The 13490-nt window shown below is 38.1% G+C and carries 15 protein-coding genes; 3 read left to right on the top strand and 12 right to left on the bottom strand.

Going from position 1 to position 13490, the window contains the following annotated elements; genetic code table 11:
* Positions 1-14: 14 nt before the first annotated feature.
* Positions 15-662 carry an HAD-IA family hydrolase gene (locus HX124_RS03615; protein WP_286381985.1) on the bottom strand — a complete coding sequence of 216 codons (648 nt, stop codon included), beginning with the start codon at positions 660-662 and terminating at the stop codon, positions 15-17.
* A gap of 101 nt (positions 663-763) precedes the next feature.
* Between HX124_RS03615 and HX124_RS03610 the strand changes: the two genes are divergently transcribed.
* Positions 764-1531, top strand: coding sequence for a hydroxymethylpyrimidine/phosphomethylpyrimidine kinase (locus HX124_RS03610; RefSeq protein ID WP_286381984.1), 768 nt, complete (start codon positions 764-766; stop codon positions 1529-1531).
* Positions 1532-1758: 227 nt separating this feature from the next.
* Positions 1759-2517, top strand: coding sequence for an ankyrin repeat domain-containing protein (locus HX124_RS03605; protein WP_286381983.1), 759 nt, complete (start codon positions 1759-1761; stop codon positions 2515-2517).
* Positions 2518-2541: 24 nt separating this feature from the next.
* Here HX124_RS03605 and HX124_RS03600 read toward each other — a convergent pair whose 3' ends face one another.
* The 7 genes from HX124_RS03600 to rpe all read right to left on the bottom strand — a co-directional run bounded on the left by HX124_RS03600 (position 2542) and on the right by rpe (position 8154).
* Positions 2542-3021, bottom strand: coding sequence for a methylated-DNA--[protein]-cysteine S-methyltransferase (locus HX124_RS03600; RefSeq protein WP_286381982.1), 480 nt, complete (start codon positions 3019-3021; stop codon positions 2542-2544).
* A 25-nt stretch (positions 3022-3046) separates the two neighbouring features.
* On the bottom strand, positions 3047-3364 hold the full coding sequence (gene sugE, locus HX124_RS03595) for a quaternary ammonium compound efflux SMR transporter SugE (RefSeq protein WP_107009412.1): 318 nt from the start codon (positions 3362-3364) through the stop codon (positions 3047-3049).
* A gap of 85 nt (positions 3365-3449) precedes the next feature.
* Complete coding sequence (sugE, locus tag HX124_RS03590) at positions 3450-3767, bottom strand: quaternary ammonium compound efflux SMR transporter SugE (protein WP_107009411.1); 318 nt, start codon at positions 3765-3767, stop codon at positions 3450-3452.
* 238 nt (positions 3768-4005) lie between these two features.
* Positions 4006-4938: a copper resistance protein B gene (locus tag HX124_RS03585; protein WP_286381981.1), complete on the bottom strand. Its 933-nt coding sequence runs from the start codon at positions 4936-4938 to the stop codon at positions 4006-4008.
* A complete protein-coding gene (locus HX124_RS03580) occupies positions 4925-6640 on the bottom strand; it encodes a multicopper oxidase domain-containing protein (protein ID WP_286381980.1) in 1716 nt (571 codons plus the stop codon). The genes HX124_RS03585 and HX124_RS03580 overlap by 14 nt, the downstream gene beginning before the upstream one ends.
* 54 nt (positions 6641-6694) lie before the next feature.
* Entirely contained in the window at positions 6695-7228 is a 534-nt protein-coding gene (locus HX124_RS03575) for a hypothetical protein (RefSeq protein ID WP_286381979.1), read from the bottom strand.
* 239 nt (positions 7229-7467) lie between these two features.
* Positions 7468-8154, bottom strand: a complete 687-nt coding sequence (gene rpe / locus HX124_RS03570; RefSeq protein ID WP_286381978.1) for a ribulose-phosphate 3-epimerase — start codon at positions 8152-8154, stop codon at positions 7468-7470.
* Between the two features lie 189 nt (positions 8155-8343).
* Here rpe and HX124_RS03565 point away from each other — a divergent pair, with 189 nt between their 5' ends.
* The gene (locus HX124_RS03565; RefSeq protein ID WP_107009407.1) at positions 8344-8622 is read left to right on the top strand and encodes a DUF2218 domain-containing protein; all 279 of its coding nucleotides are present in this window, start codon (positions 8344-8346) and stop codon (positions 8620-8622) included.
* 48 nt (positions 8623-8670) lie between these two features.
* On the opposite strand, the gene HX124_RS03560 is transcribed toward HX124_RS03565, so the two are convergent.
* The 4 genes from HX124_RS03560 to HX124_RS03545 form a co-directional block, all read right to left on the bottom strand.
* Positions 8671-9759, bottom strand: a complete 1089-nt coding sequence (locus HX124_RS03560; RefSeq protein WP_286381977.1) for a M48 family metallopeptidase — start codon at positions 9757-9759, stop codon at positions 8671-8673.
* Between the two features lie 20 nt (positions 9760-9779).
* Complete coding sequence (locus HX124_RS03555) at positions 9780-10895, bottom strand: YjgN family protein (protein WP_286381976.1); 1116 nt, start codon at positions 10893-10895, stop codon at positions 9780-9782.
* Positions 10896-11079: 184 nt separating this feature from the next.
* Complete coding sequence (gene fghA / locus HX124_RS03550) at positions 11080-11916, bottom strand: S-formylglutathione hydrolase (protein ID WP_286381975.1); 837 nt, start codon at positions 11914-11916, stop codon at positions 11080-11082.
* A 13-nt stretch (positions 11917-11929) separates the two neighbouring features.
* Positions 11930-13372, bottom strand: coding sequence for a C13 family peptidase (locus HX124_RS03545; RefSeq protein WP_286381974.1), 1443 nt, complete (start codon positions 13370-13372; stop codon positions 11930-11932).
* Positions 13373-13490: the final 118 nt, after the last annotated feature.

The raw sequence follows: 13490 nt of genomic DNA, 5'->3' as shown, positions 1-13490 counted from the left end.
TTGCTGAGTCACGCTTAGGCAATCACATGTAAAAGTGCTGCAAAAGTTTTAATTCGTGCTTTGGGCTGTGCTTCATCCAGTTCCTGAGCCGAACCATAACCATATTCCACTGCAATAGTTTCAATGCCATGTTTACGTGCACCAAAAATATCATGCTCACGATCACCGACCATTAAACATTCTTCAGGCTTGAGCTGCTCTTTTTCCAAAATATAAGCGATCAAATCCCCTTTGTTAGTACGCTCACCATTCAGTTCACTACCATACGGATATTCAAAATATTGTAATAAATTAAAATGATCTAAAATCTGACGTGCATAAATTTCAGGTTTTGCTGTAGCTAAAAACAGTCGATAGCCTTGATTCTTTAGTGTTTCAAGCGTTTGTGCCACATCTTCAAAAACATGATTTTCAAATAGACCTGTAACAGCAAAGCGCTCACGATAACCAAGTAATGCTTGTTCAGCCAAAATATCATTGGCATCAACACCAAGTAATTTTGCCAAAGAAGCTTTCAGCGGTGGACCAATGATCCAATCGATATTTTCAGACTCAGGAATCGGATGCCCGACTTTTGCCAGACCATAACGTGCCGAAGTGGTAATACCGACTTTAGGATCAGTCAATGTTCCATCCAAATCAATCAGAATATTTTTAAGCACAGATTTACCTTTTACTAAATTCAAGCGATGCAAAATTACAGTCGAGAGTTTTGCTAAAGTTGCCTATACTAACTCAAATTTATAAATTTAAGGATATCATTGTGCGCCCTACTGTATTGTGTTTTTCTGGTCTCGATCCTTCTGGTGGCGCAGGTTTGCAAGCAGATATTGAAGCCATTGGACAAAGTGGCGCACATGCAGCAATTGCCTGTACTGCGCTGACCATTCAAAACTCGCAACAGGTTTTTGGTTTTGAAGCCACTTCAAAAGAATTACTGCTGGCACAAGCCAATGCCGTGGTTCAGGATTTACCCATCAAAGCGGTCAAATCTGGCATGTTAGGTACTACTGATAATATTGCAGCCTTAGCTGAATTTTTACGTGAACATCCTGATTATTTATATGTGCTTGACCCTGTGTTAGTCGCAAATAGCGGCGGCTCATTGGGCAATCAGGAAACTTTGGTTAAAGCCTTTGTCGAACTGGTTCCATTGGCGACTGTACTCACACCAAATACCGTTGAGTTACGTGCTTTAACAGGTGAACAAGACTTAGAAAAAGCCACAGCCAAGTTATTTGAAATGGGTGCCAAAGCAGTCTTGGTCAAAGGTGGACATGAAGACACGCCTGACCATATTCGTAATGCTTTATATGTGAATGGTGAAATGATTTCTGAAACAAAATGTCCACGTTTAGAGGGTGAATATCATGGTTCAGGCTGCTCGCTTGCAAGCTTTATTGCAGGTCGTCTGGCGTTGGGTGATGCTTTAAATGTTGCGGTGAATCATGCTGAAACTTGGTTATTTGGTGTGTTGAAAAATGCGGATTCACCGATTGAGGGTGGACAGAAAATACCAAAACGATTCTAATCTTGCTTGATATTCAAGCTTCAGTACATTGAAGCTTGAATGATTTGATTTAAAATTATAAGAATTAAAACAACAGAAAGAAAACTCTTTGGATAAAGTGAGATATCTAGTTAAATAAATTTTCTTGTAAATTAATTAAAAAATTATATTGAATAGACTCTAGAAAACATCATATATTAAAAAAATAAATTCACTACCCTACCAAGATTAGGGCTAATATACTGCATATGACAAATGAAAAAACCATAATTATTGAAAAATTAAAACAACTTCTCACCCAAAATTTTATAGAAATTTATCGAGAAGCTTATGATCCAGAGGTAGAAGAAAAAAATATTTCTTCAAATATTATTCATGATTTAAAGTTAATAATTACGACATTTATTAACTTAATCAAAAATAATCGAAGCTCTCAGGAAGATTTATTAGAGCAACTTTCACAAAGCTTATTAATATTAGATCGCTCAAAATATAATGATCAAGAAGCTTTTTTTATCAGTTTTTACCTTGATAAAATTACTTATACAGCTGGACTAGAGGATACTAATTACAAAATTTTATATTGGGAATGTGGCGAAGACAAAGGGTATTGGTACAGATTAAGAAATGCTGTCTATTCAAAAAACTTTGAGGAAGCCACACATTTATTACACATTAAACCATCGCTCATCAATATTAAAAATAGAATAGGTGAAACAGTTTTGCATTTCTTAGCTGTGGAAAATGATCTTGAAGGTGTTGAATGGTTATATCATCAAGGCTTCAGTCTAGATAACAAAACAGAAATTACAAAAGAACCTATTATCTTTGAAATCGCAAGTTTAGGTTATTTAAATTTAATTAAATGGTTCCATGATCAAGGTGCTGATTTTTCTGCTACAGACTATCAAAATCGTAATATTATTGAATACTTAACCTATTATCATGAAAATAATATTGGTGATTACTCTGAAACGATCAAATACATTCAACAACTAAAAAATTAGATAATATTAAGTGGAGTACAGAATTTATGCTGACTCCAACTTTAATAACACATTCTTATTCTCCAAGCCACCTGCAAAGCCAACTAATTTTCCATTTGCGCCCACCACCCGATGACACGGCGCAATAATTGAAATCGGATTTTTACCATTTGCCGCACCCACCGCACGAACAGCTTTGACATTGCCGATCTGTTCAGCAATGTCTTTATAACTGCGGGTTTCTCCAAATGGAATGGTGAGTAATGCTTGCCAGACTTTTTGTTGAAACTCTGTCCCTTCAAAGTCTAAAGGCACGTCAAACTTTTGACGCTGCCCTGCAAAATATTCATTCAACTGCTTTTGCGTTTCAAGCAAAATCGGATGCTGTGTATTTTCAATCAACTCAGCCAACCGAACACGTTTGGGATCTTCATTTTCCCAAAGGACTGCCACCAAAGCGGTGTCCGTGGCGACCAGCTTTAAAACGCCCACAGGAGAAGGCATTTCCATAAATGATAATTTCATCGACTTCTCCTTGAACAAATACACTTTAAGATGATGAGAGCTTCATCAATACTAACCCAGAAATGATTAAAACAGCAGCCAACATTCGCATGGCAGTAGCAGGTTCGCCTAAAAAGAAAATACCGACGGCAAATGAACCGACCGCACCGATTCCAGTCCAAACGGTATAGGCTGTACCCAATGGCAAAGATTTCATGGCATAGGACAATAGCGCAAAACTTGCGATCATAAATACAATGGTCAGAATACTGGGCATGAGTTTGCTAAAGCCATCTGACACTTTCATAAAGTATGCCCAGACCACTTCCAATAAACCCGCCACCACAAGTAATACCCAAGCCATACCAATACTCCTCAAAATCAATGTATTAAAATCAAAAAAATCCAAGTTAACCACATCAGTCAACTTGGATCAGAAAATAGAGGGTTTAAGAAGAAGACAGTTTCATCAGAATCAAACCCGATACAATCAGTACCGCCGCCAACATACGCATTGCCGTGGCAGGTTCGCCTAAAATAAAAATACCAACAAGGAATGAACCAATTGCCCCGATTCCTGTCCAAATCGTATAAGCCGTTCCCAAAGGCAATGATTTCATGGCATAAGCCAATAAACCAAAACTCAGGATCATAAAGAAAATCGTAATGACGCTCGGGGTGAGCTTTGTGAAACCTTCGGACATTTTCATGGTATATGCCCAAACAATTTCAAAGATGCCTGCAAAAACAAGAATGACCCAAGCCATGACCAGCTCCAAATTTAAATTAGAGTCAGGTCGTCCTGACGAGTTTTCTTGGTGCAGATTTTGATGATATCGCACAAAGGGAGGTCGTTCCTCCTTTGAATAAACACATACTAACGTATTTTGCCCCAGAAATGAGCGTGTTTTACAAATCTTGACCCAAAATACACCTATATAAAGTAGGGTTTTAAAAAATTAAAACCCTAAAACATCTTCAGCTTTAAAACATCAAACTGAAAGTTTAAAACTTAAACCGCACCCCTGCACCATAGCGCCAACTCTTTTCAGCATCAGTCTTAACTTGCCATGGTGTTTCATCATTGCCCTTACTGTATTCATAGGCAATATCCAGATACGGCATGACTTTTTTACTGATCTCATATCGGGTTTCAATGCCTGTGCTCAGACTGCTTAAACCCGATTTTTTTGTATATTTAGAATCATCACTGAAAACCACATCGAGATCCAAATAGGGTTTAAAAATCAGTTTTTGCGTCAACAGCAAATCTCGTTCGGTTTCCAGACTCATTCCTGAATAATGGTCTTCTCCTGCATAAAAATAAGCATCGGTTTCAAAGAAATACGGCGCCATACCATGCAAGCCGATCACCGCATCGAGTTGTTCTTCACTATCTTTAACATGATGATCCAACTCGACCTTTTGAGATCGGTAACGAACACCTGTCTGAACATCCCAAAAATCTGTAATCATACGGCTATATAATACTTTGGCATCAAAGTGCGCATCATGAGATTCCGCTTTATCTGTATGAATCTTAATAAAGAGCTTATTTTCATCCGTCCCGATTCGGGTTTCGATCTCGGACTTTAATGCACCTTCACCATCTTCATTGACCAGCCATTTTGTATCTACCGTACTGATGGCATAAATCTGTGCGCCATGTTCCTTACGATGATCATGTCCTTGATGTGCTGTACGATTTTCAGTAGATACCGCAGGATTCTGATGTTGCTGATGCTGTGAATGATCTATTTTTGAATGATCCATCTGCGTATGATTCATTTGCGAGTGATCCACCATTTCACTATTTGGCGTCGTTGTGGTTGGCGATGCTGACATCATGTTATGCCCTTCATCCGCCATTGCCCAACTACTCATCATCAATAATGAACTTGCCAAAACAGTATGCGGAAATAACTTAGTGGTGTGCATGTTGATCTCCTTGCTGTTCAGCTTGATTCGAAGTGTTTGTCATAGCTTTTTGAATCGGTGTGGTGGTGGTTTCTCCCTCGGAAACATTGGCAACAATCAGTTTATTCATCATTCCTGCGCTCATGTGATAAAGCAAATGACAATGAATCGCCCATTCTCCCAGTTCATCCGCTGTTAATAATGCAGTCACCGTTTTTGCAGGAGGTACAACAATGGTGTGCTTATTCGGCATATCGACCGCAGGCTGACCATTTTCCAGTTGCATAAACATGCCATGTAAATGCATCGGGTGCGCCATCATACTGTCATTGATAAATTTGATGCGAATACGCTCGCCATACTTCACTTTTAAAGGTTCAGCATCGCTAAATTTTTTACCATTAATCGTCCAGATATACCGCTCCATCGTTCCGCCCAAACGAATCACCAATTCACTTGTCGCTTCACGGGTATCAGGTTGTGGGGTTAAGGATTTCAGGTCGCTATATTGCAACGCTTTATCACCTTGCGGGGTCGATGCATTTGCCCAGCCTTCGACCACAGCATCAGATTTTTTTGTCGCTGTTGGTTGATGTTGTGAGTGATCCATCTTCGAATGATCCATACCTTGCATATCAGCACTGCCATGCCCCATATCTGCCATATTTAAAATGGCACGAGGACGTGCTTGTGGCAGATGAATGCCATGCGTATTTTCTGTCAATTCATTGTGCAACGTCCCAATGGCAAAACCTGAACGGTCAATCGACTCTGCTTCAATCTGATAATGTCCAGTCTTCGGTTCAACCACCACATCATAAGTTTCGGCTGTCCCTATACGGAACTCATCCACAGGCACAGGCTGTACAGGCTGACCATCTGCACCAACTACCGTCATTTTTAAGTTCGGAATACGTACATCAAAAAAGGACATGGCTGAGGCATTGATAAAGCGCAAACGGACTTTTTCATTTGGTTTAAACATGCCTGTCCAGTTTTGTTCAGGGGTTTTGCCATTGATCAAAAAAGTATAGCCCGTGACATCAGACAAATCTGTTTTCAGCATGCGCATCTGATTCCACATTTTGCGGTCAGACCATGTAGCTTTGACACCATCACGTTGCACTTGCTTCCATACATCGCCCAAAGTTTCACGCCGATCTTGATAATATTCAGCCGAAATTTTCAGATCTTTTTGAATTTGATCACTGGTTTTGTCATGAAAATCGGACAGCATCACCACATAGTCACGCTCGGTTTGTTCATGTGCAGCGAGTGGCTTTTTGTCCTTTGGATAAATCACCAAAGCGCCATATAAACCATCCTGTTCCTGACCTTTGGAATGCGCGTGATACCAATAGGTTCCACTTTGTCGGACCTTGAATTTATAGACAAAATCACCTTGCGGTCGAATCCCGTTAAAACCATTAAAGCCCGGAACGCCATCCATAATGCCTGGCAATAACAGCCCATGCCAATGGATTGAAGAATCCTGATTTTTTAAATTATTATGCACATGGATGACTGCATCATCGCCTTCCTCAAACTCAAGTAAAGGGGCGGGAAACTTGCCATTGACGGTGATGCGTTTGACCGCTTTGCCTGTGACATTGACCATTCCTTCATCAATGTTCAGGTGATATTCCTTAACAGCTGCAAAACTCCATGTTGAAGACAACACAGCTACAGCGACAATAACGCTTTTTGAAAATTGAATAGACATAACTCAACCTAAATTTCTGAAATTATTTTGAAAATAATGCTTCGGAAAAACGGGTTAAGCTTTAGGAGGACGTAGAATTTCCTGCCAATACCCTGCAAGGTGCTGAGCTTGGTAAGCAATGGAAATCACATTGCGGTTTTGTAAATGTTCAGGCGGACTCAACTGAGGAATGTCCGCATTAAACCACACGATGGAAGACTGACACGAATACAGCGTACATTCCTGACAGTCATGCTGTAACTGTTTGCTCTGAACCAACTGTGCATGACAAGCTTTCAGATTTTGCATCTGCTGATCATGGCTCTGATCATGATTCTGCGCAGCATCAGACATGGCTTGCTGTTGCAGATCTGTGCAATGATTTTTCATCTCCTGCACAGACATGCCCTGCATCATCTGTGCATGAGAACGCTGTTCATTTGGATGATTGTTTGACTGATTTTGTAAATTTTGTTGTGAATCCTGTTGATGTTGCATCTGCATACCCATTTGCATGGTTTTTACAGAAGCCATAGACACACCACCCCAGCCAATGGCAAAAACCATCAGCAAAACAAACCAAGCCTGTTTGCAGAGTTGCGTCAACATGTTTATCAAAGGAAAACCAAATTCGATTTAAGCATATACAACTATCATGCAATGCGCAAACCTACTTCACACATCCATAAAATATTTCTTTGTGTATAGATGAAAGGTTTAAAATCTATGTTGAAATTTTAAAATCAATAGCTTGAATAAAATGCTCATAATAAAAAAGAACTCAGATGAGTTCTTTCTTAAAATTTATAAAAAATAATATCGCTTTTTAAAGCTCAACCATCAATTGATTACGCTTTTTGAGCGCCAACTAAAGCCAGTTCAGCGCGCATTTCATTAATGACTGCTTGATAATCTGGTTTACCAAAAATTGCTGAGCCTGCCACAAACATATCCGCACCTGCTTCAGCAATTTCACGGATATTTGCAGGCGTTACACCACCATCTACTTCTAAGCGAATATCGCGTCCTGAAGCATCAATAATTTTACGTGCTTGACGTAATTTATCCAAAGTCATTGGAATAAATTTCTGCCCACCAAAACCAGGGTTTACACTCATCAATAACACTTGATCAACTTTATCTAAAACATAATCAAGATAATGCAAAGGAGTTGCTGGATTAAAAACTAAACCTGCTTTTGCTCCACCATCTTTAATCAATTGTAATGAACGGTCAATATGATCAGTCGCTTCTGGATGAAAGGTGATGATATCTGCACCCGCTTCAAGAAAATCACCAATCATACGATCTACAGGCGATACCATCAGATGCACATCAATTGGAGCTTTAATTCCATATTTTTTCAATGCCTTACATACACCTGCACCAAAAGTTAAATTGGGTACATAATGATTATCCATTACATCGAAATGAACAACATCAGCACCTGCTGCAAGTACATTTTCAACTTCCTCACCTAAGCGAGCAAAATCAGCAGATAAAATTGAAGGTGCAATCAAAAATGGCTTGGACATGGATCAACCTAGCGATAAATATGGAATCATGAAATTATAGCAAACTTCCACAGACACATTGCTAAAAGACATGAAAAATGGACAATTTCAATGAGATCATCGCAAATCTGTAACGAAGCGTTCCATTTATGCAACACATTTTACACGTTGTTTTTGTTAGTTTATCAACTCAACATGGAGCAAATGAGAATGAAAAGCAATACTATTATTTCAACAGATGACGCTAAACGCATTGCAAAACGTCTACTCAACCACTGGAAACATAAATTTGAAGTTGCCGAAACTGAAGAAAATTTGAGTATTTTCATGCCTGATGCAACTGTTGTACTGACACCTGAAGCACAACAGTTATTCGTAGAATTACGTACAGATCGTGAAGATTATAGCCGTTTAGAGCAAGTGATCTTAGATCATCTCAATCGCATGGCACAACAAGAGTTTAGTGTACAGTGGCAACATCAAGCTTAATGGCAAGCTTGATGTTTATTTCGATATAAAAATAAAGATCCCATGAGGTTAAGGAGACTTTTTCTGTTGTTTTTCAAAGTCTCTGACCATTTGAATACGTTTTGCAGTTGCAGGATGTGACTCAAAGATTTCAGATACTTGAGAAAATTGATCATCTTTTTCAGATTGTTCATTTTTCTTTTGTTTTTGATCTTTTTGTTGCGTGGCTGTTCCTTCTTCTTTTTCATATTCATCGCTTAATCTTTGTAAAAAATTAGCAAAATGCGCAACTTCAATATGTTGACGATCCATTAATTTCAATGCATATAAATCAGCTTCTTGCTCAAATTTACGTGAATATTTTGCGCCTAACATTGCTGTAGGTAAGGATGAAAATAAATCTGAACTGTCCCCTGTAATCGCAATATATAATATGCTGATCCCTAGACTAGATAAACCTTGTTGCAAACTATGGCGTTCGATTAAATGCCCTTGCTCATGGGCTAAAACCCCTAAAATTTCTTGGTCACTATGTGCCAACTCAACCAACTCATCCGTCACTAAAATTGTATTATTTGGCAATGCAATCGCGTTCGCACCTAATCGTGTTCCCTTTCTAAATACAAGTTTGGCAGGTTGTCCTTCTGCTATTTGTTTGAGGTATTGCTGTCGAATTTGTTCTTGTTGCTCTTTACTCAACTTTGTCGGTTCAGTCCAATATTCATTGACATATTTTTCAGCTTCATCGCCTAAACGCTGCATACTATTTTTAGGCAATTGAAAAGCAATATAATGTGAAGCGCTTGGAATGCCCCATTTTACTAAAGCAAAGCCAAAAAACACCACAAAAATGACACTAAACAAAATAAGCGAAGGAGAACGTTCCAATTTCCAAATCGAGCCATAAATTTTTTTAGGTGCAATCTGAAACCAATCAGGTAAATGGTCTTGAAACTCAATGCGAGCATCATCCTTTAACTCAACTACAGGTTTTAGCTGCCCTAAAGCACCTATCAACTGCATATCAGCATAAGAATAGTTTCGTGTTTGCTCAGCATAACGAACTTGAATATGTTCATCATCTATCGCAAAAACCTCAGCTTGGTGTGGCTTTGACACAACACCATCATAAAAAATTACCTGTACAGATTGCATCATCTGATTATTAGCTCATTCAATTAAAGTGAAACATCAATGTCAAAAATATCACTGATTTCTTCTGCTAAAGCACTATGATCTGCTTGTGCTAAATTCATCATTTGGTCTGGATCATCAAGGAGTACTAAACTTAAAGAATCAATTTGATATCGATAAAGACGAATAGCAGCCCAAGCTGACATCAAACCTAAAGAGAAAATTTTAGCAATCCAATTTGTACCAACAATCCAAGCATAACGCCATTGGTTGCAATCCGTTTCAAATTTACTATTACCAATAATCGTGTTATTCCATGTCGTCATAAAAATACGAGCACTCATTAAAGGAAATATGAACAAGCCTGCAATGACATACACAACCCCAAAAACTGCAAGAAAAGCTTGTGGATTTGATAAAGCACCAAACACGCTAGAAATAATTCCGACAACCATTAATAAACCCATAAACATAAATACAGGAATATAAACAGCGCCCATATAGGCTGACCAATCTGCTTGTAATTTAAATTTTAACTGTCCTGCATATAGATTATTAATACAATAACTTTTATATAACCAAATCAAAACAGGAAAAAATAAACCTAAGGTGAAAATATAAATCGCAACACATTTCAAAAAAACACCATAGGCTTGTTTGGTTGTACCTGCAAAATAAAATCGACTATTGGCATATTTACTATTTCGCGCAGTAAAACGAATGGTTGCACGAATCAACCATGGCACAGCCAAATAAAGCACGATAAAACCAATCAAAGTTGCGGTCATCGAATATTGAGAAATAGCCGAAATTGCGCCATAAATCCCAAGTGCAATCAAACGCCCAATCAGAATTTTTTTCGGTACACCTGTAAAGTCAAAACGTCGTCTAAAAAATTCAGTATTACCATAAAAATAACGTAGACGGCGTACTTTTGCCCACGGTGCATATAAACTCAAAGTCACAATTGTTAATAAAATATTAACGATCCAGATACCAAAATACTCCATCGCATCGCCATGAAACTTGAAGCGATAAACTCGCCCCTGCGCTGAAGGATTTGAGGTGGTATTACTTGAATGATCAGAGAAAGGGTCGGAGGTTTTCGTTAAATCTAAACCACCTTGGCTTGGAAATGGTGGAGGTATTTGTTCTTGCATAATTATCTCTTATTTTTAATATGTGACTGTCACAAGACACCAAAAGAAGGATTCAATAAAATAAATCAAAAGCAGTTTAGCTACTTTTGAACTTAAAATAAACTATACGCATAATGTCATTTAAAATACGACACAGTGAATAAAATAATACAAACTATCTTATTCACTGTATTGGATCTATTCGTTATTTTTGTAATTGCAAAGCATGAAACTGTAAATGTTCATCGATAAAGCTTTGAATGAAAAAATAGCCATGATCATAGCCATCATGCATACGTAATGTTAGTTTTTGCCCAACTTTATGACAAGCGGCTTGATAGTTTTCAGGATGTAATTGACTATAAAATTGATCATTTAAGCCTTGATCAATCAGAACCTCACTAAACAAAGCACCTTTATTCAACACCAACTGAGTTGCATCGTGCTTTGCCCATTCAGTTTGATCTGCTCCTAAATAATTTGAAAAAGCCTTTTCTCCCCAAGGACAAGCACTAGGCTCACAAATTGGAGCAAATGCAGAGACAGAACTAAATTTCTCAGGATATTTCCATGCTAAAGTCAGCGCGCCATGTCCTCCCATAGAATGCCCAAAAATACCAACCTTTTGTTCAGCAATCGGGAATTCTTTCATTAACAAAGGATATAACTCTTTGACTAAATAAGACTCCATTTGAAAATGTTCAGCCCAAGGTTGTTGTATTGCATCTAAATAAAAACCAGCACTTTGACCAATATCCCAAGAATCGCCCTGTTCTACGTCATCACCACGTGGCGAAGTATCTGGACTAATTAAAATCAGCCCCAACTGCGCAGCCAAACGCTGTGCATGTGCTTTAATCACAAATGTTTCTTCGGTACAGGTTAAACCTGCTAAATAAATCGCAGCAGGACATTTTTGCATTTTTAATGCTTGTGGCGGTAAAAAGACCCCAAACTTACTGACTTGCTTTAAAGATTTTGAAGTTGTTTGATAAATTCGTTGTTCGCCATCAAAACACTTATTTTTTTGTAAAAGTTCCATATCATTTCCTATCCTATTGTGTGGTTACAGGAATTACCTGAGCTGTTTTTTTCTCATGGCTATTCATATGTTCTACATCAACAACGGCTTGTGAATTAGTTTGAGGAAATAAATGTTGCTCAAGCTGTGGTAAAACTAATTCAATATTTTTCCCCATCACCCATTGTGGTTCAGAAGGCTCAAAACCTTGAGCACTTTCCCATTTTCCAACAGTTTCGGCTGCTTGTTGAAACGCGGCTTTGAGGGTTGTTTGCTCACGCATTGCCTGATCGAAAAACGCTCGACCAAAATATGTATAATCTGCTTCATTTGAACAGCCAAATGAAGCACGATCTGCTGCCGATGCAGTAATAATTAAAGTATCAGGTGCTTGTAAAGCAGGAATAAAACTCCCTGAATAACATGCAGAAATAACGATAACTTTCCAACGAATCCCCGATTTATCTAGGGTATCTCTTAACCATTTTGGATCAACATCATTTAAATCTAATGGATCATTTTCCATTTCAAATTGATTTTGCAAGCCATGCGATGTCATATATAAAAATAACACATCACTTTCACGATTCATTTGCTGTCCAATACGACGTAAAGCCAGCTCCATACTGGTTTTAGATGCTAAAGGAATCGTAGTACGTGTAGCAGGGTTATTAATCAGTTCAATCGAACGTCCAAAGGTACCAAAACGTGTATCAAACTGCTCTTTAATCCGTTCGATTTCATATTTAAATACATCTTGATAACCTACACCTGCTACACCAAGAAAATACCAATGTGTTTGTGCAAACTCGCCATATTGAATTTGATCTAAAGCTTTATTTAAAACACGACTTTGCGCATAAAAAGCATTTTCTGCAAAAGTTGCAGGGCTTTCTTCAACCTTCCAAATCGGTTGATCTTTGACTGACATTTGCCAAACAACTAAAGTAAATAAAGTTGCCAACATAATGAGCGCACGTTCCCACCATGGCCATTGTAATTCACGTGCAAAAACCCAGACAACAGCTAAACTTTGCCAAACAAAAAGCACCATAAAAATAATGGGCAAATAATCATAAGTAAAATCAGGTAAATATTCTAAAGAACCTAAAAACTGAATAAAACTTTGCAAAAATGCAATATGTGTATCTAAAACCAACCATAACAAGGCGGGTACTAACATTAAACGTGGGTTTTCAGTACGTTGTGATAGAAAAATCCCGACAATTAAAGCAATAAAAGGCCATAAAGCGTAGCTAATTAAACCTTGTCGATTAAAAACACCGCCATCTCCAGCAACTAACCAACTAAATAAACTGTTTGCACAACCACCCAAAACTCCCCAAAAAATCAACTGTAATATTGAAGGACGTACAATTTGTAAAGACTTACGTGACCCTAAAAATAACCAAAGTCCCGCACGCTGATTACTTTTGAAATCATGCCAAAAATTAATTGAGGGTTTGAGGTCTATCATAAAGATTCTATAATTGCAGGTGACTTAAATCAGCATAGCTAGTTTATGCTTGCTTAAAATATTATCAATGTGTATTTCAACTATATACCAATTTTCTGATGTTTTTTGAGGCAGTTAC

This window comes from Acinetobacter sp. 226-1, assembly GCF_030329325.1.
Classification (GTDB): Bacteria; Pseudomonadota; Gammaproteobacteria; order Pseudomonadales; family Moraxellaceae; genus Acinetobacter; species Acinetobacter sichuanensis.
Note: the sequence above shows the minus strand (reverse complement) of the source record. Positions and strands in the feature narration are given on the sequence as shown.